Consider the following 24,065-nt stretch of genomic DNA (forward strand, 5'->3'; position numbering starts at 1 on the left):
CCTACTGGCGTGCCGCGAGCTCCTGCAGGCGTGCCAGTGCCGCGGCCGACGGCGAGCCCGGCTCGGCGAAGTAGGTGACCACCAGCTGGCCCGGCGCGCTCGCCACGGCGAGCGACTCCCAGCCCACCGTGACCTCCCCGACGACGGGCGACACGAGCCGCTTGCGGCCCGCCGCCTTGGCGCGCACGTCGTGGCGCGCCCACAGCCTGCGGAACTCGTCGCTGCGCACCGAGAGCTCCCCGACCAGGGTGACCAGCCGCGGGTCGTCGGGTGCGTCCGCGGCCGAGGCGCGCAGCGCGGCGACGGTCTCCTCCGCCACGTCCGACCAGTCCGGGTAGAACTCGCGCGCCCCGGGGTCGAGGAACACGTGCCGCACGATGTTGCCGTCCCCGGGGATCGTGCCGCACAGCAGCTCGCACAGCCGGTTGGCGGCGAGCACGTCCATGCACCGGCCCAGGACGAACGCGGGCACGCCCGCCATCGACTCCAGCAGCCGCACGATCTCGGGCGCGGCGCGCTCCGGCTCCCGGCGGCTGCGCCGCGGCACCCGGGGCGCGGGCGCGGCGAGCGAGGCGAGGTAGGCGGTGGACTCGGCGTCGAGCTCGAGCACGCGGGCCAGCGCCTCCACCACCTGCGTCGACGGGTGGCGGTCGCGCCCGCGCTCCAGGCGCAGGTAGTAGTCGGCGCTGATGCCGGCGAGCATCGCGACCTCCTCGCGCCGCAGCCCGGGCACCCGCCTGCGCCCGACGGGCAGGCCGTGGTCCTCGGGTCGGGTCAGCTCGCGGCGGGCGCGGAGGAACTCGCCCAAGAGGTTCGGCACGGACCTCACGGTAGGGCGCGCCCGGGGAGAAGGGGTGGTCCTGTGACTACCCCCCTTCGCGGGGCCTCCCCGGCCCCTCCGCGCCGCCCGCAGGCTCGGTGGCATGACGCAGAACGCCACAACTCAGAACGCCGCGACCCAGAACACCCACGACCTCACCGGACGCACCGCCGTCGTCACCGGGGCCAGCAGCGGGATCGGTGCCGCCACCGCACGGGCGCTCGCCGCCTGCGGCGCCCGCGTCGCCGTGCTGGCCCGGCGCGCCGACCGCATCGAGGCGCTCGCGAAGGAGATCGACGGGGTCGCCGTGCCCGCCGACGTCACGGACCCCGCGAGCCTCGCCCGCGCGGCCGCGACCGTCCGCGCCGCGCTCGGCGCACCCGACCTCGTGGTCGCCAACGCCGGCGTGATGCTCGGCGCCCCGTTCGCCACGGCCGAGCCCGCGGAGTGGCACGCGATGGTGGACACGAACGTCACGGGCCTGCTGCACACCGGCAAGGCGTTCGTCGACGACCTCCTCGCGGCCGCCGCCGACGGCGGGCCCGCCGACCTCGTGCACGTCGGCTCGATCGCGAGCCACGCGATCTTCCCGACCTACGCCGTGTACAGCGCGACGAAGGCCGGCGTGGCCGCGCTGACGCGCGGGCTGCGGATGGAGCTCGGACCGCGCGGGGTGCGGGTGCGTGCGGTCGAGCCGGGCCTCACCGAGAGCGAGCTCGGCGAGACGATGCTCGACAGCGCGGGCCGCGACACTCTCGAGGAGATCCGGCGGGCGGTCGGACCGATCCCGGCCGGCGCCATCGCGGAGGCCATCGCCTGGTCGGCGGCCGCGCCGCCCCGCGTCAACGTGGCGGAGCTGATCGTGCTGCCCACCGCTCAGGGCTGACCGGCATTCTCAGCTCACCGTCGTGGGCTCCGGCGCGGTGGCCTCCCGGGCGAGCACCGTCCTCGTCGGTTCGGTGTCCAGCCGCAACCCGCCCGCGGCGGCGGCCCGGTCGAGGACCGTGATGCTGCGCCAGCCGGGAGGCGGGTGGCCGAGCAGGTCGGCCGCGGTGCCCTCGGCCCGCCGCGCGTGCCCGCTGAACGAGCCCTCCGACACCACGCGCCCGCGCTCGCGCTGGCCGCGGCGCGCCTCCTCGACGCCGACCTGCAGCCAGAGCAGGTGCGCGGACCTGCGGGTGGCGGCGGCCAGACGCGCGACCGCCGCCCGGGTGCCGGGCTGCGTGGCCGGCAGGTGCACCACGACGGTCGGCGTGCGCGACGCGGCCGCGGCGACCACCGCCGAGCGGTGCAGCAGGTGCACCACGGGGCGCTGCCACCCGTAGGGCACGCCGCGGGCCAGCAGGCGCAGTGCCGCGCGTTGCGACTCCGAGTCGAACACGGCGACCCCGTCGGTATCGGGCAGGCTCGCGAGCAGTGTGGACTTCCCGGCCCCGGGCATGCCGGCCACCAGCAGCAGGCTCCGGCCGGGCAGGGCGAGCCGCACCGGCCGTGTCGCGGTCGTCACGGCGTGTCCAACGTACGGTTCGGGCGGTTCGTTCCGTTCGACGGCCATGACCGAGCGTGACGATGATCATCCGCGCACGCCCGACGAACGGCACTCTCGTCGGCTGACACGACAGCCGGATCTCGTGACCACGGGTGTTCCGGCGGTGGCCGGGCCGTTCGGTGGTGGTCGCGGGCATGATCCGCGGTATCGGTTGCTCATGGTCGTGGCAGCAGCAATGGACGTTGGGTCGGACACGGGCGCGGTGCCCGGGTTGCCCCGGGTCCGTTTCCCGTGCCCGCCCGCCGAACCGGACGTGCGGCTCTCACCGCATCCGGCTCTCCGCATGTCGTGGCCGTTGCTCAGCCTGTGAGGGCTGGGGTCCACGGGGTTGGTATGTTCGCTCCGCGGTAGCGGTAGCGGGTCACGGCGACGCTGGAAGCGCCGGTGAACACCACCCCGTTGTGGGCGATCCGCCAGCCATGATCGCAGAAGCGGCGGCGGATCTCCTTCCAGCTGATCTTGGGGTGTTTGCGGCGGATCCACCCGACCAGTCGCCACCAGGTGTGGTGGTCGACCGCGCTGAAGGTCGCTTTGGACACCCCGTGCCGGAAGTAGTTCGCCCACCCTCGCACCGTCTGGTTGAGCCCGGAGAGCAGCTCGTCCAGGTCGGTGTTCAGGTTTGACTTGTTCGTTTTCTCTCGCACCCGGTCCCGCACCTTCTGTGTTGATTTGCGGGAGGGTGTGGTGTAGACGTAGCGCTTCTGCGTTCCACGTTTCCGCATCCGCCGGATGTGGAAACCGAGGAAGTCGAAGCCCTCGTCGATGTGCACCGCCCGGGTTTTCTCCTCGGCAAGCCGTAGCCCCAGTGGGGCGAGCACGGCCGCCACCTCGACCCGGAGCGCTTCGGCGTGGTGACGGTCCCCGGAGACCAGCAACACGAAGTCGTCGGCATACCGGATCAAACGCCAGTTCCCCTTGCCGTTACGTTTCCGCGCGGCCCGCCGTGCCGGGGTGCCCATCGCCCCGGTGGCCGGGTCCCAGTGTTGGGTGAAGTGTTCATCCAACACTGAGAGTGCGATGTTCGCCAGCAGCGGCGAGAGGATCCCACCCTGCGGGGTGCCGGTCGGTGATTCCTCCCGATCCCCGAGATCGGTGAAGATCCCGGATTTCAGGAACGCCTTCACCAGATTCGCCAGCCGCTTGTCCTTGATCCGCCGCCGCAGCCGGTCCATCACCGCGACGTGGTCGATCTCATCGAAACACGCGGCGATGTCGGCCTCCAGCACCCACTCGTAGTTGATGGGTGCGGAGGTGAAGTGGTGGATCTCGGCGATCGCGTCCTGAGCGCGCCGGTTCGGGCGGAACCCATACGAGCACGGCAGGAAGTCCGCCTCGAAGATGGGTTCGAGCACCGCCTTGACGACGGCCTGGACCACCCGGTCGGCCACCGTGGGGATCCCCAGCCGGCGCAGCTTGCCGCCGCCCTTGGGGATCATCACCTGCCGGACCGGACACGGCCGGTACTCACGCGTCTTGAGTGAGTCCCGGATCTGACCCAGGAACACGTCCACTCCGATGCGGGTATCGACCGCGGCCACCGTCAGCCCGTCGACCCCCGCGGTCTTCGCCCCCTTGTTTCCGGCAACACGCGTGAACGCATCGACCAGGAACGCCGGATCATAGACCAGGTTGAACAGATCATCAAACCGGCGAGCCGGGTCCTCGCTCGCCCAACGGTGCAACTTGCGCTGCATCCTCCGTACCGCCAACCCGGCCGAATCCACATCCGGCCAAGCCACGACACCAGTATTCACCGGTGTATCTCCGTCCCTTGCAGTCAGCATCCTCGCCCGACACGCTGCCGCCCTTCCCCGTGTGCCGGGCTTTCCCCGGCCCGGAGTACTACGGCGGCTCCGCCCCACCCGGCCCTTCGGTCGGCATCGCACCTATCCAGCGGTCGTCACGCCTGGCCGGCGCACCCTGCTGGAACGTCGCACGGATGGTTCCCACGTTCACTGTTGCTCGGTCGACGAGTGAGGCACCCAGCTGTACCCCTGCGGCATCGCCACGGCTACGCCGTAGACATTCACCATGGCCTCCCGGACCCGGCACGGCCATACCAGCCGGGAGTTCCTCACCCGCCGGGACACGACCGGCAGCCGAGTACGCGCCGCACCCCAGCCCATATCCACCGGATTTCGAGCTGGCCGCGAGTCAAGAGGCGTAATAGCGCTGGTTTCTCTCGTATACCTTCTCGTCTCGCTCACCGGGCCCGGCCCATCCGGCAGTCCTGAGCCGTCCCGACTTTGTCGCGGCTGCTCCCACCCTCCCCGGCGATCCCCGGATCAGGCTGCCGCCAGCTTCACCCCACCGCTACGACGACAGGGCCACGAAGGTCTCCCACCTCCATCCGAACCAACAGCGCCTCGTGGCGCACAACCGATACTCGTGATCTTCCCGTCCATGATCCGCAGTATCGGGCGCACATGGTTGTGATGGCGGTCAGGTCGCGGTGTTCCTGGCGGATCGCAGGGGCGGGGCCCGGTCGGGGACGGCCGTCACGGTGACCACGATGCTCGGTAGTGGTGCCCACTCAGCCACCTCGCCGACGGAAGGGGCGAGGGACGGTGGGTGATCGCCGCGGACGAGAGGTGGGGCGGGAGGCCGTGGTCGCCAGCCGGGTACGGCGCGCCCACAGGAACGCACCATGTCCTGCGCGGCAGTTCCGCGAGCATGCCGCGCAGGAACCAGCAGTGGCCCGCGTTCCCAGGACCCCATCGGCAAGATCACGAAGCCCGGCTGGAGAACCAGGTACCGACGAAGATGCCGTTCGTCGGCAGGCTACAGCGCGTCGGGGCCGCGTTCCCCCGTGCGGACCCGGACCACCGTCCCGACGGGCGTCGTCCACACCTTCCCGTCGCCGATCTTGCCGGTGCGGGCCGCCGCCACGACGGCGTCGACGACGCGGTCGGCCACCTCGTCGTCCACGACGACCTCGACCCGGACCTTCGGGACGAGGTCGACGCTGTACTCCGCGCCCCGGTAGACCTCGGTGTGCCCCTTCTGCCGGCCGTAGCCCTGGACCTCGGACACCGTCATCCCGAGCACGCCGAGCCGCTCGAGCGCGGCCTTCACGTCACCGAGCACGAAGGGCTTCACGACGGCCGTCACGAGGATCACGACCAGCCACCGTAGGGCAGGCTCACCCGGCCGCGGCCAGCACGGCCTTCTCGATCCGCCTGCGCTCGGTGCGGCTCGTCCCCCCGGCCAGCCCGAACGCATCGACGACCGAGGCGCCCAGCGTCGACGCCCGCGCCCAGCGCACGTCCGCCCCGCACTGCTCGAGCGCCGCGGCGACCCGGTGCAGCAGACCGATCCGGTCGGTGCCCCGCAGCTCGAGGACCACGGCACCGGTGGCCTCGTCGTCGAACCACAGCACCCGCGGGGGCGCGGGCGGCTCCGCCGCGGCGGTCGGCGCGTAGTCGCGCTCCTTCCGGGCCAGCGCGTCGGCCAGCCCGAGCCCGCCGTCGAGCACGCGGGTCAGGTCCGAGCGCAGCAGGGCGGGGTCGGGCAGGCCGCCGAAGCGCGGCGAGACGGTGAACGTGAACACCCCGACGCCGCCGAGCGTGGCCAGCTCCGCCGCGTGCACCTCCAGCGAGTGCAGCGCGAGCACACCGGCTGCGGCGGCGAGCATCCCCCTCCGGTCCGGGACGGCGACGACGACGGTGGCCGGGTCGCCCGCGTCCAGGCCGACCTGCGGACGCGCGTCGGCCTCGACGGCACGGGCGAGCGCGGCCGCCCCCTCGTCCGCCTGCGTGGGCCCGGGCAGCGCCTCGCCGGCCAGCAGCGCGCGGCAGCGGCGGGCGAGGTCGTGGATGAGCGCCCGCTTCCACGGGCTCCACACGCCCGGACCGGTGGCCAGCGCGTCCGCCTCGGCGAGCGCCTCGAGCAGGTCGAGCAGCAGGCCGTGACCGTCGAGGGTCTCCACGACGCGCGTGACGGTGGCCGGGTCGTCCAGGTCGCGGCGGGTGGCGGTGTGGGGCAGCAGCAGGTGGTGGCGCACCATCCCGCCCAGCACGGCGACGTCCGGGGCGCCGAAGCCGATCCGGCGCCCCACCTGCACCGCCAGCGACTCCCCGACCTCGGAGTGGTCCCCTCCTCGCCCCTTGCCGATGTCGTGCAGCAGGGCGCCGACCAGCAGCAGGTCCGGCCGGGCCACGCGCGTGGTCAGCCGGGCGGCCTGGGCGCACGCCTCGACCAGGTGCCGGTCGACGGTCCAGACGTGCGCGCGGTCGCGCGGGGGCAGGTCGCGCACCGCGCCCCACTCCGGCAGCAGCCGTCCCCACAGCCCCGTGCGGTCCAGGGACTCGACGACGTCGACCAGCGGCCGGCCGGTGCCCAGCAACGAGAGCAGCTCGCCGCGCGCCGACGCCGGCCACGGCTCGCGCAGCTCCGGCGCGGTGTCGGCGAGGCGGTGCAGGGTGCCGGCGGCGATCGGCATCCCGGTGCGCGCGGCGGTGGCCGCGACACGCAGCACCAGGCCGGGGTCCCGGACCGCGCTGGCGTCACGCGCCAGCGTCACCTCGCCTGCGTGCTCGACGACCCCGCTGTCCAGCGGGCGTCGCACCGGCGGGCGGCGCAGGGCGGCCAGCCCGCGGCGGGGCAGCGCCGCACGGGCCGCGCGCAGCCCGACCTCGGCCACGAACGCGACCGACCGGGCCGCCCCGGACAGCGCGCGGGCCAGCTCGAACCGGTCGGCGATCTCCAGCGCCGCCGCGACCTCGTCGGCCTCCTGGGCGCGCAGCACGTCACGGGCGCGACCGGCCAGCCGGTGCAGCTCGGTGCGGACGTCCAGCAGCAGGCCGCGGGCGGCGACCACGTCGGCGCCCGGCCGGTCCACGAGCTGGGCGGCGGCGAGCGCGTCGATCAGCTGCACGTCGCGCAGACCGCCGTGCCCGTTCTTCAGGTCCGGCTCCACCCGGTGCGCGACGTCGCCCACCTTGCGCCAGCGCTCCTGCGCGGCGCCGGCGAGCTCGTCGAGGCGGCCGCGGATGCCCGCCCGCCACGCCTGCCGCACCGCCGTGCGCACGGTGTCGGACAGCGCCGGGTCCCCGGCGATGTGCCGCGCCTCGAGCAGGCCGAGCGCCGCGCGCAGGTCCGTTGCCGCCACCTGCACGGCCTGGCCGGGGGTGCGGACCGAGTGGTCGAGACCGATCCCGGCGTCCCACAGCGGGTACCAGAGCCCGTCGGCGAGGCGCTCCACGTCCTTGCGGCCGTCGTGGAGCAGGACGAGGTCGAGGTCGGACCAGGGCGCCAGCTCCCGGCGCCCCAGCGCCCCGACCGCCACGAGCGCGGCGCGGTCGGTGAGGCCGATCGTCGCCGCGCGGGAGGACAACCAGAAGTCGTGCAGGTCGACCAGTGCCGTGCGCAGCGCCTCCGGGCCGAGGCGCCGCTTCCCGGACCCCTGCTCCAGCAGTACCGCCTTCGCGCGGGCCAGGTCCTCCGCGTCCCCCGACGCCACGGCCACGGCACCCACTACGCCACTCCCTCCCGAGCACGCGGTGGCCGTGCTCCGCTGCCGGAGCACGGCCACCGCGCTGTGTGCAACGGACCTCAGATGGCGTCGGCGCCGCGCTCGCCGGTGCGGACCCGGACCACGCTCTCGACGGGGGTGACCCAGACCTTGCCGTCGCCGATCTTCCCGGTGCGGGCGCCCTCGACGACCGCGTCCACGACCTTGTCGGCGAGGGCGTCGTCCGCGACGACCTCCACGCGCACCTTCGGCACGAAGTCCACCGAGTACTCCGCGCCCCGGTAGACCTCGGTGTGCCCCTTCTGCCGGCCGTAGCCCTGCACCTCGCTCACCGTCATGCCGAGCACGCCGATCTGCTCGAGCGCCCCCTTGACGTCCTCGAGGACGAACGGCTTCACGATCGCGGTGATCAGCTTCATGATCAGGCCTCCTTGCCGGCGGTGGCCGGGACGTGCGCCGCGGCCGCGGCGGTGGCCGCGTCCGGGCGCGGGGATCCGAGGCCGGAGACGCTGCGGTGGCTGGAGAAGTCGTAGCCGGTCTCCGCGTGCTCGGTCTCGTCGATGCCGGTGGCCTCCTCCTCCGGGGTGATCCGCAGGCCCATGACCGCCTTGACGAGGTAGGCGAGCACCAGCGAGACCACGAACGAGTACGCCAGCACCGCCAACGCGCCGACGACCTGGCGCCACAGCTGGTCGACACCGCCGCCGTAGAACAGGCCCGCGACGGCCGCGGGCGAGCCGGGGTCGGCGAAGAAACCGATGAGGATCGTGCCGGCCAGGCCGCCGACCAGGTGGACGCCGACCACGTCGAGCGAGTCGTCGAAGCCGAAGCGGAACTTCAGCCCGACGGCCAGCGCGCACAGCACACCGGCGATGAGGCCGATCGCGATGCCACCCATCGGCGACACCGACGAGCAGGCCGGCGTGATCGCCACGAGGCCCGCGACGATGCCGGACGCCGCACCCAGGCTCGTCGGCTTGCCGTCCCGGACGCGCTCGGTGAGCAGCCAGCCCAGCATCGCGGCGCACGTCGCCAGGATCGTGTTGACCATCGCGAACGCGGCGATGCCGTTGGCGCCCAGCGCCGAGCCCGCGTTGAACCCGAACCAGCCGAACCACAGCAGCGCGGCGCCGAGCATCACGAGCGTGAGGTTGTGCGGGCGCATCGGCTCGCGGGGCCAGCCGACGCGCTTGCCGACGACGATCACCAGCGCGAGCGCGGCGGCACCGGCGTTGATGTGCACCGCGGTGCCACCCGCGAAGTCGATGGCCGCCAGGTCGTTGGCGATCCAGCCGCCGACCACGCCGGACTCGTCGTCGCTGAACGCGAACACCCAGTGGGCCACCGGGAAGTAGACGATCGTGGCCCACAGCCCGGCGAAGACCAGCCACGGGCCGAAGCGCATCCGGTCGGCCACGGCACCGGAGATCAGGGCGGTCGTGATGATCGCGAACGTCGCCTGGAAGCCGACGAACACGAGCGCGGGGATCGTGCCCGACATCGGGAACGTCGCCGGGTCGGCGCCGTAGTCGCCGACGAACAGGCCGGCGAGCCCGAAGTACTCGCCCGGGTTGCCGAGCAGGCCGCCGCCCACGTCGTTGCCGAACGCGATCGAGTAGCCGTACAGCGCCCACAGGATGCCGACGAGCCCGACGGAGCCGAGGCTCATCATCATCATGTTGAGCACGCTCTTGCTGCGGACCATGCCGCCGTAGAACAGCGCGAGCCCAGGCGTCATGAGCAGCACGAGCGCGGTGCTGGCCAGCATCCAGGCGGTATCGCCGGTGTCGAGCACGTCAACTCCTTCCCGAAGTGGTGACGGGAACTATCGGAGCGACGTGTTTCGGACACCCTCCACCGCTGTTTCCGCACTGTGAACGAGCGGACCGGCGGTGTTACATCCGCGTGACGTGCGCAGCGGCGGCCGTACTACGGGGCGAGCAGGGCCTCCACGAACGCCGCGGGCTCGAACGGGGCCAGGTCGTCGGCGCCCTCGCCGAGGCCCACGAGCTTCACCGGGACACCCAGCTCGCGCTGCACCCGGAAGACGATGCCGCCCTTCGCGGTGCCGTCCAGCTTGGTGAGCGCGATGCCCGTGACCTTGACGACGTCGCCGAACACCCGGGCCTGGGTGAGCCCGTTCTGGCCGGTGGTGGCGTCGAGGACGAGCAGCACCTCGTCCACCTCGGCCTGCCGTTCCACCACCCGCTTGACCTTGCCCAGCTCGTCCATCAGGCCGGTCTTGGTGTGCAGCCGCCCCGCGGTGTCGAGCAGGACCGCGTCGGCGCCCTCCTCGGCGCCCTGCTTCACGGCGTCGAACGCGACGCTGGCCGGGTCGGCGCCCTCCGGGCCGCGCACGACGGTGGCCCCGGCGCGCTCGCCCCACGTGGCCAGCTGCTCCGCGGCGGCGGCGCGGAAGGTGTCGGCGGCGCCGAGCACGACGTGGCGCCCGCCCGCCACCAGCACGCGGGCCAGCTTGCCGGTGGTGGTGGTCTTGCCGGTGCCGTTGACGCCGACGACGAGCAGCACCGCGGGACGGCCGCCGTGCGGCAGCGCACGGATGGAGCGGTCCAGATCGGTGCGCAGGGCGTCGGTCAGCACGTCGCGCAGCATCTGGCGCGCCTGCTCCGGGGTGCGGACGGCCCGGCGGGCCAGCTCGGTGCGCAGCGTGTCGACCAGCTCGAGGGTCATCTCCGGGCCGAGGTCGGCCTGCAGGAGCGTGGCCTCGACGTCCTCCCACGACTCCTCGTCCAGCTCGCCGGCGCCGAGCAGACCGAGCAGGCCCTGCCCGAAGCCGGACCGCGACCGGGCGAGCCGGCCGCGCAACCGCTCCAGCCGGCCCTCGGCGGGCGCGATGTCGGCCGGCGCGGGAGCGTGCTCGGCGGGCGGTGCGGACGCGGCCGGCGCCTCCGGCCGCGCGGGCGGCGGGGCGACCGGCGGGGTGGCCTTCTGCGGGGCGGCAGGCGGGGTGCCGTTCGGGGACGCCGGAGGCGCGGTGGGCTCGGACGGAGCCACCGGGGGCGCGGCCGGTGCGGCCCCGTTCGCCGGCGGCGCGGGGGCCTCGGGGGACTGCGCGGGCGGCGGGGTGACCGGCGGCGCAGGGGGCGCGGGAGGGGCGCCGCTCTCCCGGGCCGGGGTCGTCGGCCCGGCGGCGGCGCCGTTCGTCGAGGGTGCTGCCGGCCCGGCCTCGGTGGGTGGCGCCGGGGCCGACGTCTCGTCGGCGGCCGGGGTCGTCGCCTCGGCGGCGGCGCCGTTCGAGGGCGCGGGCGCGCCGGGCGGTGCCGTGTCGGTGGCGGAGGAGTCGGTGGCGGAGGAGTCGGCGGCCGGGCTCTCCTCCGGCGCCGGAGCGGCGGGGGACACGAACGGCGGGCCGTCCACGCTCGGTGCCGCGGCCGAGGGGGGCTCGGCGCCGGGAGCGGGCGCGGGGGGCGGCTCGGCCTCGGTCGGAGCCCCCGACGAGAAGGAGAAGCCCCCGCCCGCCTGGTAGGTGCCCCCGCGCCGCGGAGGAGCGGTGCCGGTGCCGGTGCCGGTGCCGGTGCCGCGCTCGACCTGCTCGGCCTCGCGGAGGCTGATCCGACGACGGCGGCGCAGCACCAGCCCCAGCGCGACGGCGATGATCACGATCGCCGCCACGACCGCGACGACGATCCACAAGGTCTCCGTGGTCACCCGACCACCCTGTCACGCGCCACGCAGCGCCGCCGCGCCGCCCGCTGTCCCGCCGGCTCCCCGGGCCGCTGCCGGGTGGGGCGAGCGCTCGCACACCGACTTCCGCGCTCGCGCACCGACTGCAGTCGGTGCGCGAGCGTCGATGTCGGTGTCTGACGGGCGCCGGCCCGGCCTCGGCCCGCGGCGGCTGTCACCGCAGCGACAGGCCCCTCTCCCGCAGCGCCTCGGCCAGGATCCGCACGGCCTTCGGCCCGACCCCGTGCAGGGCGAGCAGCTCGGCCTCCGTGCGACCGGCGACCTGCTCCAGCGTGGGCAACCCGGCCCCGAGCAGGGCGCGGGTGGCCGGCTTCCCGATGCCCGGCGGGAGGTCGGCGTCCGGCGCCGTTCCGGCGTCGGCGGCGGCGAGCGCGGCCGCCAGCCGCTTGGGCGCGCGGCGGTACCAGGCGGCGCGAACCAGGGAGTTGAGGGCCTGGCCGTCGACGTCGGCGAGCGGCACCCGGACGCCGATCGGGGTGCCCATCCGCACCAGCCGCTCCCCCGTCGGGTGCGCGGCGAGCGCCGCCTCGGCGTCGTCGTCGGAGAGCTGGAGCTGCACCCGGCCGTCGCCGGTCACCGAGGCGAACCCCTTGCCGCGCACCGAGAACGCGACCATGCCGAAGTGGGTGCCCTCCTCCGTCTCCGGGAGGCCGAGCGCGGCCTTGCGCAGCTGGGCCACGGTGGTCACGAGACCGCCCGCAGCCGCTGGCTGATCACCGTGGTGATGCCGTCGCCGCGCATGGAGACGCCGTAGAGGGCGTCGGCGACCTCCATCGTCGGCTTCTGGTGGGTGATGACGATGAGCTGGCTGGTCTCGCGCAGCTCCTCCATGAGCGAGATCAGCCGGCGGAGGTTGACGTCGTCGAGGGCGGCCTCGATCTCGTCGAGGATGTAGAACGGCGACGGCCGGGCGCGGAAGATCGCCACCAGCAGCGCCATCGCCGTCAGGGAGCGCTCACCGCCCGAGAGCAGCGACAGCCGCTTGACCTTCTTGCCCGGCGGGCGCGCCTCCACCTCGATGCCGGTGGTGAGCATGTCGTCGGGGTCGGTGAGCACGAGCCGACCCTCGCCGCCGGGGAACAGCGTGTGGAAGACGATCTCGAACTCACGGGCCACGTCGGCGTACGCCGTGGTGAAGACCTCGAGGATCTTGTCGTCGACCTCGCGGACGACCGTGAGCAGGTCGCGGCGGGTGTTCTTGAGGTCCTCCAGCTGCGTGGAGAGGAAGCGGTAGCGCTCCTCCAGCGCGGCGAACTCCTCGAGCGCGAGCGGGTTGACCTTGCCGAGCAGCGTGAGGTCCTTCTCCGCGCGCTTGGCCCGCCGCTCCTGCGTGCCACGGTCGTAGGGCATGGGAGGGGGCTCGGTGACCTCCTCCCCGCGCTCCTTCGCCGCCTCGTACTCGGCCATCTCGGCGGCCGACGGCGGGACGGGGACGTCCGGGCCGTACTCGCCGACCAGGTCCTCGACGCCGAGCCCGTGCTCGTCGAGCGCCTTCTCGGTGAGCTGCTCCAATCGGAGCCGGTTCTGCGCGCGCAGCACCTCGTCGCGGTGGACGGCGTCGGTGAGCTTGTCCATCAGCCCGGAGAGCCGCTGCGTGGTGAGCCGGGCCTCGCCGAGGGCGCGCTCGCGGGCGTCACGGGCGGCCGCTGCGGCGTCGCGCTCCTGCGCGGCCGCGGAGAGCGAGACGGCGATCCGCTCCGACGCCGTCTCCCCCGCCGCGACGACGTGGCGGGCGATCGCCGCGCTGCGCTCCCTGGCCTCCCGCGCGGCCGCCGCGCGCGCCCGGGACTGCCGCTCCGACGCCGCCTGGCGGCGCAGCGACTCGGCCCGTCCGGCGATCGCCCGCGCCCGCTCCTCGGCGGTGCGCAGCGCGAGCCGCGCCTCCACCTCCTCGGCCCGGGCGGTGGCGAGGGAGTCGGCGGCGGCGTCGCGGACCTCGGTGTCGGGCTCGTCGTCCACCGGCTCGTCCTCGGCCACGGCGAGCTGCTGCTCGGCGGCCTCCAGCGCGAGCAGGGAGTCCGAACGTCGCGACTCGACGGCGTCGCGGCGCTCGCGCAGCCGCTGCGCCTCGGCGGTGGCCGAACGGACGGTCTCCTCCAACCGGCCCAGCTGCGCCGACGCCGCGGACCGGCGGGCCTCGGCGGCGTTCTGCACCTGCTGCGCCGCCTGGACGTCGGCCAGCCGGGCGGCCTCCTCGGCCCGCGCCCCGTCCAGTGCGGGCCGCAGCCGGGCCAGCTCCTCCTCGACGGCCTCACGCCGCTCCAGCGCCTCGTTCACGGCGGCCTGCACGTCGAGCGCGCTGGACGCCGTGCCGGAGCCGCCGGACGCCCGCGCGGCCCCGAGCACGTCGCCGTCGCGGGTGACGGCGGTGAGCTCGGGGTGGTCGGCGACCACGGCCCGTGCGGCGGCCAGGTCGTCGACGACGAGGACGCCGTCGAGCAGGAGCGCCACGGCAGGCGCGACGGCAGGTCGGGCGGTGACGAACTCGAGCGCCCACCGCCCCCGAGGCGCCTCGCCGAGTTCAGGAAAGCCACATTCCTGTCCTGGCGGTTCATGAATGTGGCTTTCCTGAACCTCCGGGGCGACCACCAGGCTCGCTCGGCCCGCGTCCTTCGTGCGCAGCAGCTCCAGGGATGTCACCGCCGCTCCCGGGGACTCCACGGCCAGTGCGTCGGCCAGCTCGCCCAGTGCCGCCGCCACCGCCGCGCGGGCCTCCGGCTCCACCGTCAGCAGGCCGGACAGGGGGCCGAGCACGCCGTCGGTGCCCACGAGCTCGCCGGAGCCGTCGCGGCGGGCGAGGCTCACCGACAGCGCGTCGACGCGGGCCCGCCAGTGCGCGCGCTGCTGCTCCAGCTCGCGCTCGCGCGCCACCAGCTCGGCGACGCGGGCGCGGGCGGCCTCGTGGGCCTCGGCGGCCTGGGTGCGGCGCTCGTCCAGCCCGCTGTCGCCCTCGTCGAGGGTGCCCAGCTCGTCGCGGGCGTGCTCCAGCTCGGTCTCGGCGACGGCGGTGCGTTCCTGCGCCTCGGCGAGCGCCTCGGACAGGCGCTCGATCTCGTCGGCGGTGGCCGCGGCCCCGCTGCGCAGCGCCTCGGCGCGCCCGGCGAGGGTGGCGAGCCCGGCCCTGCGGTCGGCGAGCGCGCGGACGGCGGCCATGTGCGCGCGTTCCGCGGCGGCGAGGGTCTTCTCGTGCTCCGCGCGTTCCTCCAGGACGTCGGAGAGCCGGCGCCGGGCCTCCGCGACGGCCGCGACGAGCTCCTCCTCCTGCTCGGCGATCGCGTCGGCCTCGGCGTCGAGCTCGTCGGGGTCGCGGCCGGGGGTGCGCTCCTGCGGGTCGGCGAGGTGGCGGGTGCGTTCCTGGGCGAGCCGGACGGTGCCGGCGATCCGCTCGGCGAGCGCCGAGAGCCGGTACCAGGTGTCCTGCGCGGCGGCCAGGCGCGGGGCGTCCTGGGCGAGCGCGGTCTCGAGCCGCTCCTGCTCGACGCGCGCGACGGACAGCTGCTCCTCCACCTCGGCGCGCCGCGCACGGGCGCTCGCCTCGTCGGCCTCCTCGCGGGCGAGCTGGTCGCGCACGGTGACGATGTCGTCGGCGGCCAGCCGCAGCCGGGCGTCGCGCAGCTCGGACTGCACCGACTGCGCGCGCCGCGCGATCTCGGCCTGCCTGCCCAGGGGCTTGAGCTGGCGGCGCAGCTCGGCGGTGAGGTCGGTGAGCCGGGTGAGGTTGGCCTGCATCGCGTCGAGCTTGCGCAGCGCCTTCTCCTTGCGCTTGCGGTGCTTGAGGACGCCCGCCGCCTCCTCGATGTAGGCGCGCCGGTCCTCGGGCTTGCTCTGCAGCACGGAGTCGAGCTGGCCCTGCCCGACGATCACGTGCATCTCGCGGCCGATGCCGGAGTCCGAGAGCAGCTCCTGGATGTCCAGCAGCCGGCAGGACGAGCCGTTGATCTCGTACTCGCCCGCACCGTCGCGGAACATGCGGCGGGTGATCGAGACCTCGGAGTAGTCGATCGGCAGGGCGGCGTCGGAGTTGTCGATCGTCAGCGTGACCTCGGCGCGGCCCAGCGGCGCGCGACCGGAGGTGCCGGCGAAGATGACGTCCTCCATCTTGCCGCCGCGCAGCGCCTTCGCGCCCTGCTCCCCGAGCACCCAGCTGATCGCGTCGACCACGTTGGACTTCCCCGACCCGTTCGGGCCCACCACGCACGTGATGCCCGGCTCCAGGCGGAGCGTCGTGGCCGAGGCGAAGGACTTGAAGCCCTTCAGCGTCAGGCTCTTGAGGTGCACGGGCGGGGTCTCCAGAACGGCAGGTGGTCGAGGAAGGCTACTGGTTAGGCCTCGCGGAACCCCGCAAGCCCGCCGCGCGCCGGGCCCCACTGCTCCACCACGCCGTCGACACGCCCCGGAGTCGCATCGCCACGCAGCGCAGCCAGGAGTAACTCACACGAGTGATGTGGACCTTCGGCGACGACCGCGACGCGGCCGTCCGGGAGGTTCCTGGCCGTGCCCACGAGGCCCAGCTCCAACGCCCGGGAACGGGTCCACCAGCGGAAACCGACACCCTGGACCCGGCCCTCGACCCACGCCGTGAGCCGGACCACCTCGTCGCTGCCCGTGATCACGAGCTGCTAGCTTACCGCCTCGTGCTCCCCAACCGGCCTAACGCCGGTGCGCAAACGCTCGCTCTCGCGACCGGTGTCCTGCTGGTCGCCGGTGTCACGGTCGCGGCCTTCCCGGAGGTCGTGCCGGTCGGGTTGCGCATCGCGCCGGTCGCCCAGGCGACTTCCCCGTCCGCGGCGGCCGACGTGCTGCCGCGGGCCGCGCTGGTCGACGAGCCGCCCGACGACCCACCGCCGTCGGAGATCTCCACGCTGCACGCCTTCGCCACCGCAGCCGGTGCCACGGCGTCCGGGCCGCAGTTCGCCCCCGAGCCCACGGAGCCGCCGGAGCCCGAGGAGCCCGAGCAGGAGCGGGCGCCGATGTCGGTCTCCGGCACGGAGGGCGAGGTCATCGCGCTGACCAACAAGGAGCGCAACGAGCACGGGTGCGGTTCGCTCGCGCCGGACGCCCGGTTGGCGCGGGCCGCGCGGGCGCACGCCGAGGACATGGCGGAGAACGGCTACTTCTCGCACGTCAGCCGGGACGGCAGGCGCTTCGAGCACCGGGTGCGCGCCGCGGGCTACCCCCGGCCCGGAGCGGAGAACATCGGCAAGGGCCAGACGAGCGCGGCCCAGGTCGTGCGGGAGTGGATGGCGTCACCCTCGCACCGCTCCGCCTTGCTGACCTGCGGGTTCACCACCATCGGCGTGGCACGCGCGGGCAACTACTGGGTCCAGGAGTTCGGCAAGTAGGTCCCGGGGAGCCCAGGTGCGCCCGTGCGTGCCGTGCCGCGGTCGCCTCGGCCCGTCCGCGCCGCCACTCCCCGGGACGACGTGGACGGGCCGGGCCCGGCGGGCTACCCCGCCGGCGTCGCCGGAACGGGCGGGGCAGGCGGCACGGACACCGCAGGCGGCAGGGCGGCCGACGGCGGGGCCGGGACCGAGGGCGTCACCGGCGCCGAGGGCGCAGCCGGAGCCGGTGACGACCCGGCCGCGGGCGGCGGGGCCGGGACCGTCACCGTGGTCGGCGCCACCGGCGCCGTCGGGGCCGTCGACCCGGCGGAGGGCACGGCGACCACGAGCGGGACGGGCGGCGTGAGCACGCACTCGCCGGTGCGGTGGTCGTAGTCCCAGGTGCCGCGCGGGTACGGGCGCGCCGCCTCGGCCGCGTCCTGATCGCCCGGGGCGCCGGCAGGCGCGCAGAAGCGGCCACCCGAGGTGTCGATCGGCCGCCCGTCCTGGTCGAACAGGTACACGCCGGTGAGCGGCGTGCCGGACGCGTCGACGGGGCGGATGTCCTGGATCTCGCGCTCCGAGTCCTGCCACAGCCCGGGCTGGTAGGACGCGGCGCTGCTCTGCACGCTCGGACCGCTGAGCCCGCCGTCGACGGGCGCGACGAGCAACACCATCGCCGCGAGGGCGTTCAGCGGGACCACCGCCCAGAGCCAGCGGCGGTCGCGGCGGGTGCGGTGGCCGACCCAGACCGAGACGGGCACGCCGACCAGCCCGACGAGCAGGGTGGGCGCGAAGCCGCCGCCGCCGAGCACCGCGACGAGCACCACCGCCGCCGCGAACGCCCGCGCGACCCACCACGCCGGCTGCAGGCTCGCGAGGAAGCCGAGCACGGTGCGCCCCGCCGCGCCCGCGGCGAGCCGTTCGGACAGGCGCCGCACCTCCGGCAGCGCCGTGACGCTCGGCAGCCGCGGCCCGTCCCGCAGCAGCAGGGGCAGGGCGGGCGCGGTGAGCAGCAGCCCGAACAGGACCACGCCCGGCTCACCCACGAGCAGGCCCGCTCCCACCACCACCGTGGCCACCACCGCCGCGGCGATCGCGAGCCGCGCCAGGCCGACGTGGGCGCCCTGCACCTGCTCCGGCGCGGCCGGCGGGTACCCGGCGGCGGCGCGCAGCTCGGACGCGTAGGCGCGGGGCGGGCCGAGCCGGTCGGTCAGGGCCGCCGCGTCGGCGTCCGCGCCGAGCTCGGCGGTCAGGTCGGCCAGGTGCGCGCGGACGTCGTCGAGGATCTCGGCGACCTCCGGGGCCGGGAGGTCGGCGAGAGCGCCCCGCACGCCGTCGAGGTACTCCTCGGCTCCCCCGCTCGCCAGCCGCACCGTGGGCGCCCCACCCTGCGTCGCCTCGTCGTCGCTCATGCCGCCCCCACCAGCCCTTCCATCGTCTCCGCGAACGCGCGCCACGTCTTCGCGGTCTCCCGCAGCCGGTCGCGCCCCGGCGCGTTCAGGCTGTAGTACTTGCGGTGCGGGCCCTCCTCGCTCGGCACGACGTACGACGTCAGCAGCCCGGCGTTGTAGAGCCGGCGCAGCGTGCCGTACACCGACGCGTCGCCCACCTCCTGCAGCCCGGCGGCTCGCAGGCGACGCACCACGTCGTAGCCGTAGCCGTCACCCCGCTCCAGCACCGCGAGCACCGCGAGGTCGAGCACACCCTTGAGCAGCTGGCTCGTGTCCATGGCTGCCCCCCTCCTGCGCGATGCACGGTACTACGCATCGCACAGTAGTGTCGCCCGGGGCTCCCCGTCCCGCGGGCGGGCTAGTCTCACCGCATGCCGCTGGTCGACAACGCGATCTACGTCGACGGCAGGCGGGCCGCGGCGCCGGGCTCGCTCGACCGCACCTTCGAAGAGCTGCGCCAGTGCCCGGACAACGGCCACAGCTTCTGCTGGATCGGCCTGCTGCGCCCCACGCCCGCGGAGATCCAGGCGGTCGCCGAGGAGTTCTCGCTGCACGGCCTCGCCGTCGAGGACACGATCACCGCCCACCAGCGGCCCAAGCTGGAGCGCTACGGCGACGTGCTGTTCGTGGTGCTGCGTCCCGCGCGCTACGTCGACCGGCACGAGGTCGTGGAGCTCGGCGAGGTCCACCTGTTCCTCGGACCCGATTTCGTGATCACCGTCCGGCACGCCGAGGAACCCGACCTCGCGCAGGTGCGCCAGCGGCTGGAGCACGAGCCCGCGCTGCTGGACGACGGCCCCTACGCCGTGCTCTACGCCGTGCTCGACAAGATCGTGGACGACTACGGCCCGGTCCTCGACGGCCTGCAGGACGACATCGACGAGATCGAGGTGCAGGTCTTCGGCGGCGACCCGGGGGTCTCGAAGCGGATCTACCAGCTCTCCCGCGAGGTGATCGAGTTCCAGCGCGCGGTGGAGCCGCTGGCCGACGTGTTCGACAACCTGCGCGCGAAGCTGAAGGAGCAGGCCGGCGAGTCCGACCTCGAGCTGCGGCGCGCCCTGCGCGACGTCGCCGACCACGCCACGCGCGTCCTGGAGCGCATCGAGGCGTTCCGCCAGCTGCTCACGAACATCCTGCAGGTCAACGCGGCGCTGGTCGGGCAGCGCCAGAACGAGGAGATGGCCCGCCTGACGCAGGCAGGCTTCGACCAGAACGAGCAGGTCAAGCGCATCTCCTCGTGGGCGGCGATCTTCTTCGCGCCGAGCCTGGTCGCCTCGATCTACGGCATGAACTTCGACCACATGCCGGAGCTGCACTGGGCGCTGGGCTACCCGTTCGCCGTCCTGCTGATGGTGCTCGGGATGGTCGCGCTCTACCTCGTGTTCAAGCGCCGCGGCTGGCTCTAGCGCCTCCTCCCGGAGGTTCGCGGCGAGACCCTTGCGCTATTTATGCAACCTCCCTAGCGTAATGCCCCGATCGGGTACGACCGGCATGACGGGGGGCAGCGATGGCATCCGACTCCTCCGCGGAGCGGCACGCCAACACGGTCGGGGTGCTCACCGCGCTTCGGGTCGACGCCGGCCGCAGGCTCGCCGAGCTCGCGCAGGCCACCGGCCTGTCCCGCCCCACCGTCGACTCGATCCTCACCGAGCTCGGCCGCCTCGGGTGGGTCGAGCAGCGCGAGCCCACCGACCCGCCGGCCGGCACCCGGCAGGCGGGCCGGCCCGCGCGGACCTACCGGCTCAACCCGGACGCGGGCTTCGTCGTGGGCGTCGACGTCGGGGTGAACCTCCTGACGGCCGTGGTCGCCGACATCACCGGCACGACCCGGCACACCGCCACCCGCCCCATCAGCCGCTCGACGCCCGGCGCGGACCGCCGCACCGCGGTGCAGTCGCTCGTCGCCGACACCGTGGCCGAGCTCGGGATCGAGCCGGCCGAGACGCTGGCCCTGAGCCTCGGCGTGCCCGGCATCGTCGACCCGTCGGGGCGGGTCACGCTCAGCACCGTCATCCCGGACTGGACCGGCTTCCACGTCGAGAAGCACTTCGGCCGCTGGGCGGGCGTGCCCGTCACCGTGGCCAACGACGCCAACATGGCCACCCTCGCCGAGCACTGGATGGGCGCGGCCCGCCTCGTCGACGACGTCGTCTACGTCCTCGCCGGGCGCCGCACCCGCGCCGGCATCATCGTCGACGGCCGGCTGCACACCGGCCGCCACGGCGCCGCCGGGGAGATCGGGAGCATCCCGGAGCTGTACTTCGACACCGAGGAACTGCTCGCCACCGCCGGCAGCGACCCCGACGCGATCGGTGCGGTCTTCCGCGCCGCCCGCCACGGCGACGCGCACGCCGCGGAGCTGGTGGAGGAGTTCTACCGGCGCCTCGGCCGGGTCGTGGAGTTCCTGGTCAAGGCGTTCGACCCGGACATGGTGGTGCTCGGCGGCGGCCTCTCCCAGGCAGGCAGGCCGCTCGTCGAGGGCGTCGAACGCCACGTCGAGCGCCCCGCCTTCCGCACGATGCCGATCGTGCTGTCCCGGCTCGGCCCCGAGGCCGTCGCGCTGGGCGCGGTCCGGTCCGCGCTCCAGCTCGCCGTCCGACGCTCCCCCCTCATCGCGGCGCTCGTCACGCCGCCGCTCTCCGTCCCCGTTCCCACCATCGCTGGAGGCCAGCAATGACGCCGGTTCCCCGACCACCCACGCAGGTGCCACGGCGCACCCTGCTCCGCTCCCTCGCCGCGCTCCCCCTCGCCGGCGGCATCGCCGGGTGCGCCGGCACCTCCGGCCCCGCGTTCGTGCCCGACGGCGGGCGCGCCACCATCGGCTACGGCGTCTGGGACGCCGACCAGGTGCCGGCGATGCAGGAGGTCATCGCCGCGTTCCACGCGGAGCACCCGGACGTCGACGTCGCCATCCAGCTGACGCCGTGGGCCACCTACTGGACGAAGCTGCAGACCTCGATCGTCGGCGGCGGGGCGGCGGACGTCTTCTGGATGAACGCGCCCAACATCGCCCGGTACGCCCGCTACGACACCCTGCTGCCGCTGTCGGACCGGCTGCGGCGCGACGGCGTCACGCTCACCGAGCACCCGAAGAACCTGGTGGAGCTCTACCAGCACGAGGGCGAGCAGTTCGGCATCCCCAAGGACTTCGACACGATCAGCCTCTACTACAACACCGAGCTGTTCGACCGGGCCGGGATCTCCTACCCGGACGAGAGCTGGACCTGGCAGCACGTCCTCGACGCCTCGGCCGAGATCCGCGACCCGGCCTCGGGGGTGTTCGGCTTCTCCGCGGCGCTGGACCGCCAGCGCAACCTGTACCCGGCGATCTTCCAGAACCGGGGGTGGGTGCTGCGGGGCACCCGCTCGGGGTTCGACGACGACGCCACGATCGGCGGCCTGCGCCACCTCACCGACGCGATCGACCGGGGCCTCGCGCCCAACGCGATGGTCGAGGCCGACACGCGGCCGCGGGAGCTGTTCCAGGGCGGGAAGGTCGCGATGTACAACGGCCTGCCCAACGACTCGAACGCCACCTACGAGGACCCGGAGGTCCGCGCGCGCACCGGCATCGCCGTGCTCCCCCGGGGCGTGCAGCGGGGCAACGTCATCCACGGGCTCGCGAACGTCGTCAACGCGCGCACCGCGTACCCGGACGCCGCCTACGAGTTCGTGAAGTTCATGGCCGGCCGCACCGCGGGCGAGATCCAGGGGCGCTCCGGAACCATCCTGCCCAGCTTCTCCGGCACCCAGCAGGCCTTCCTCGACTCCAAGCCGGAGTTCCGCATGCAGTCGTTCATCGACCAGGTCCCCGACGCCACGGCGTACCCGGCCTCGGTCAACACCATGACCTGGGAGCTCATGCAGCTGCGGCACCTCGGCCCGTCCTGGATCGGTGCCGGCAGCAGGCCCGTCGAGCAGTCGGCCCGGTCGCTGGCCGACGACATGAACGGCGTCCTCGCCAAGGAGGCGGTATGACCCAGCTCGCAACCGAGCCGGCCGTCCGGGCGGCGCAACCGGCACCCGCCCGGCGACGCCGCCCCCACCACCGCAGCGCCTACCTGTTCATCGCCCCGGTGGGCCTCGGCCTGCTGTCCCTCTACCTCTACCCGGCGATCTCGACGTTCGTGCTGAGCTTCGCCGAGTGGGGCCCGTTCGGCGGGCACACCTTCACCGGGCTCGCCAACTACGTCAACGTGTTCCGGCTCGACGCCTTCTGGACCGCGCTCGGCAACACCCTGCTATACATGGTGATCGGCCTGCTCACGCTGCCCGCCGCGATCCTGTTCGCGGTGCTGCTCAACCGCGAGGGCCTGCGCGGGGTGTCGGTCTACCGGGCGCTCTACTTCATCCCGTTCATCACGCTCCCGGTGGCGAGCGGGATGGTGTGGAAGTGGCTGTACAACGGTGACTTCGGGCTCGTCAACCAGTTCCTCGGCATCTTCGGCATCCCCGGCACCTACTGGGTCTCCAACCCGGACACGGCGCTGTTCGCGATCGGCGTGGTGCAGGTGTGGTCGCAGATCGGCTACTACCTCATCATCTTCATCGCGGGGATCAAGGCGATCCCGAAGGAGTACGCCGAGGCCGCCGAGATCGACGGGGCGAGCGCGTTCCAGCGGTTCTGGCGCATCACGCTGCCGCTGCTGTCGCCCAGCATCTTCTTCTGCACGGTCATCAACGTCATCGCGACCCTGCAGATCTTCGACCTGGTCTACGTGATGAGCGCGACGGCCACGGTCAACCCCGCGTTCGGGGCGTCGCAGTCGATCGTCCAGCTGTTCTACGAGAAGGCCTTCGTCGAGGCGGACAAGGGCACGGCCACCGCGCTGGCGTTCCTGCTGATGCTGCTGATCGGGGCCCTCACTTTCGTCCAGTTCCGGCTCCAGCGCAGGTGGGTGAACTATGTCTGAGTCCGCGCGCGTCACCCGCACCGGTTCCGTACTCACCCACGCCGTGCTGGTCCTCGGCGCCGTGGCCATGATCGGCCCGTTCGTCTGGCAGTTGCTCACGGCGTTCAAGTCGCTGCCGGAGACGACGACGGTGCCGCCGACGGTGTTCCCGCAGGAGTGGCTGTGGTCGAACTTCGCCGACGTGTTCGACGCGCTGCCGTTCGCCCAGCAGCTGGTGAACTCGCTGATCGTGGCGTCCGTCGTGACGGTGGGCCAGCTCGCGTTCTGCTCGCTGGGCGCCTACGCCTTCGCGCGGCTGGAGTTCCGCGGCCGGGAGCTGATCTTCGCGCTGTTCCTGTCGGTGCTGATGGTGCCCAAGCAGCTGCTGATCCTGCCCCAGTACCAGATCATGTCCGACCTCGGGCTGCTCAACACCCTGACCGCGCTCGTCCTGCCCGGGCTGTTCTCCGCGTTCGGCACGTTCCTGCTGCGCCAGTTCTTCGCGACGATCCCGAAGGACCTCGAGGAGGCCGCCCTGCTGGACGGCGCCGGCCGGTTCCGCATCTTCTTCTCGATCATGCTCCCGCTGGTCAAGCCCGCGCTCGCAGCGCTCGCGGTGATCACCGTGATGCACTCCTGGAACGACCTGCTGTGGCCGCTGGTGGTCAACACCGCCCCCGCGACCATGCCGATCAGCGCGGGGCTCACCAGCCTGCAGGGCCAGGAGTGGACCGACTACCCCGTCCTCATGGCCGGGTCGCTGATGGCCTCGATCCCGATGCTGCTCGCCTACCTGGCGCTGCAGCGGCAGTTCGTGCAGGGCATCGCCCTGTCCGGAACGAAAGGATGAA

At 73.8% G+C, this 24,065-nt stretch carries 20 protein-coding genes; 7 read left to right on the top strand and 13 right to left on the bottom strand.

Annotation, left to right across the window (positions count from 1 at the left end; genetic code table 11):
• Position 1 precedes the first annotated feature (1 nt).
• On the bottom strand, positions 2 to 820 hold the full coding sequence (locus FB558_RS06360) for a helix-turn-helix transcriptional regulator (protein WP_246106274.1): 819 nt from the start codon (positions 818 to 820) through the stop codon (positions 2 to 4).
• Positions 821 to 923: 103 nt separating this feature from the next.
• Between FB558_RS06360 and FB558_RS06365 the strand changes: the two genes are divergently transcribed.
• Positions 924 to 1,706, top strand: coding sequence for an SDR family oxidoreductase (locus FB558_RS06365; protein WP_142049021.1), 783 nt, complete (start codon positions 924 to 926; stop codon positions 1,704 to 1,706).
• A gap of 9 nt (positions 1,707 to 1,715) precedes the next feature.
• On the opposite strand, the gene FB558_RS06370 is transcribed toward FB558_RS06365, so the two are convergent.
• The 10 genes from FB558_RS06370 to FB558_RS06420 all read right to left on the bottom strand — a co-directional run bounded on the left by FB558_RS06370 (position 1,716) and on the right by FB558_RS06420 (position 16,160).
• Complete coding sequence (locus FB558_RS06370) at positions 1,716 to 2,327, bottom strand: AAA family ATPase (protein WP_170231203.1); 612 nt, start codon at positions 2,325 to 2,327, stop codon at positions 1,716 to 1,718.
• Positions 2,328 to 2,668: 341 nt separating this feature from the next.
• Complete coding sequence (gene ltrA / locus FB558_RS06380; protein ID WP_211366131.1) at positions 2,669 to 4,108, bottom strand: group II intron reverse transcriptase/maturase; 1,440 nt, start codon at positions 4,106 to 4,108, stop codon at positions 2,669 to 2,671.
• A gap of 1,042 nt (positions 4,109 to 5,150) precedes the next feature.
• Entirely contained in the window at positions 5,151 to 5,489 is a 339-nt protein-coding gene (locus FB558_RS06385) for a P-II family nitrogen regulator (protein ID WP_142049029.1), read from the bottom strand.
• Between the two features lie 22 nt (positions 5,490 to 5,511).
• Positions 5,512 to 7,845 (bottom strand): [protein-PII] uridylyltransferase, encoded by a 2,334-nt coding sequence (locus FB558_RS06390; RefSeq protein WP_211366133.1) that lies wholly within the window; start codon positions 7,843 to 7,845, stop codon positions 5,512 to 5,514.
• A gap of 77 nt (positions 7,846 to 7,922) precedes the next feature.
• A complete protein-coding gene (locus tag FB558_RS06395; RefSeq protein WP_142049033.1) occupies positions 7,923 to 8,261 on the bottom strand; it encodes a P-II family nitrogen regulator in 339 nt (112 codons plus the stop codon).
• A 2-nt stretch (positions 8,262 to 8,263) separates the two neighbouring features.
• Complete coding sequence (locus FB558_RS06400; RefSeq protein WP_142053773.1) at positions 8,264 to 9,610, bottom strand: ammonium transporter; 1,347 nt, start codon at positions 9,608 to 9,610, stop codon at positions 8,264 to 8,266.
• Positions 9,611 to 9,771: 161 nt separating this feature from the next.
• Complete coding sequence (ftsY, locus tag FB558_RS06405) at positions 9,772 to 11,511, bottom strand: signal recognition particle-docking protein FtsY (RefSeq protein ID WP_142049035.1); 1,740 nt, start codon at positions 11,509 to 11,511, stop codon at positions 9,772 to 9,774.
• Positions 11,512 to 11,701: 190 nt separating this feature from the next.
• Complete coding sequence (locus FB558_RS06410; protein WP_142049037.1) at positions 11,702 to 12,235, bottom strand: MmcQ/YjbR family DNA-binding protein; 534 nt, start codon at positions 12,233 to 12,235, stop codon at positions 11,702 to 11,704.
• Positions 12,232 to 15,825 (bottom strand): chromosome segregation protein SMC, encoded by a 3,594-nt coding sequence (gene smc / locus FB558_RS06415; RefSeq protein WP_142049040.1) that lies wholly within the window; start codon positions 15,823 to 15,825, stop codon positions 12,232 to 12,234. Before smc ends, FB558_RS06410 begins: the two co-directional genes overlap by 4 nt.
• A gap of 44 nt (positions 15,826 to 15,869) precedes the next feature.
• Complete coding sequence (locus FB558_RS06420) at positions 15,870 to 16,160, bottom strand: acylphosphatase (protein WP_142049041.1); 291 nt, start codon at positions 16,158 to 16,160, stop codon at positions 15,870 to 15,872.
• A 21-nt stretch (positions 16,161 to 16,181) separates the two neighbouring features.
• Between FB558_RS06420 and FB558_RS06425 the strand changes: the two genes are divergently transcribed.
• Complete coding sequence (locus tag FB558_RS06425; RefSeq protein WP_142049043.1) at positions 16,182 to 16,889, top strand: CAP domain-containing protein; 708 nt, start codon at positions 16,182 to 16,184, stop codon at positions 16,887 to 16,889.
• A gap of 104 nt (positions 16,890 to 16,993) precedes the next feature.
• Here the strand turns inward: FB558_RS06425 and FB558_RS06430 are convergent, their stop codons facing one another.
• On the bottom strand, positions 16,994 to 18,283 hold the full coding sequence (locus tag FB558_RS06430; protein WP_142049045.1) for an HAAS signaling domain-containing protein: 1,290 nt from the start codon (positions 18,281 to 18,283) through the stop codon (positions 16,994 to 16,996).
• On the bottom strand, positions 18,280 to 18,600 hold the full coding sequence (locus tag FB558_RS06435) for a PadR family transcriptional regulator (RefSeq protein WP_142049047.1): 321 nt from the start codon (positions 18,598 to 18,600) through the stop codon (positions 18,280 to 18,282). Before FB558_RS06435 ends, FB558_RS06430 begins: the two co-directional genes overlap by 4 nt.
• A gap of 93 nt (positions 18,601 to 18,693) precedes the next feature.
• Here FB558_RS06435 and corA point away from each other — a divergent pair, with 93 nt between their 5' ends.
• The 5 genes from corA to FB558_RS06460 all read left to right on the top strand — a co-directional run bounded on the left by corA (position 18,694) and on the right by FB558_RS06460 (position 24,064).
• A complete protein-coding gene (gene corA, locus FB558_RS06440; RefSeq protein ID WP_142049049.1) occupies positions 18,694 to 19,728 on the top strand; it encodes a magnesium/cobalt transporter CorA in 1,035 nt (344 codons plus the stop codon).
• Positions 19,729 to 19,829: 101 nt separating this feature from the next.
• On the top strand, positions 19,830 to 20,999 hold the full coding sequence (locus FB558_RS06445) for an ROK family protein (RefSeq protein ID WP_142049051.1): 1,170 nt from the start codon (positions 19,830 to 19,832) through the stop codon (positions 20,997 to 20,999).
• Positions 20,996 to 22,300 carry an ABC transporter substrate-binding protein gene (locus FB558_RS06450; protein WP_142049053.1) on the top strand — a complete coding sequence of 435 codons (1,305 nt, stop codon included), beginning with the start codon at positions 20,996 to 20,998 and terminating at the stop codon, positions 22,298 to 22,300. The genes FB558_RS06445 and FB558_RS06450 overlap by 4 nt, the downstream gene beginning before the upstream one ends.
• Positions 22,297 to 23,235 (top strand): carbohydrate ABC transporter permease, encoded by a 939-nt coding sequence (locus tag FB558_RS06455; RefSeq protein WP_142049055.1) that lies wholly within the window; start codon positions 22,297 to 22,299, stop codon positions 23,233 to 23,235. Before FB558_RS06450 ends, FB558_RS06455 begins: the two co-directional genes overlap by 4 nt.
• Positions 23,228 to 24,064 (top strand): carbohydrate ABC transporter permease, encoded by an 837-nt coding sequence (locus FB558_RS06460; RefSeq protein ID WP_142049057.1) that lies wholly within the window; start codon positions 23,228 to 23,230, stop codon positions 24,062 to 24,064. Before FB558_RS06455 ends, FB558_RS06460 begins: the two co-directional genes overlap by 8 nt.
• Position 24,065 lies beyond the last annotated feature (1 nt).

This window comes from Pseudonocardia kunmingensis (assembly GCF_006716445.1).
GTDB classification, from domain to species: Bacteria; Actinomycetota; Actinomycetes; order Mycobacteriales; family Pseudonocardiaceae; genus Pseudonocardia; species Pseudonocardia kunmingensis.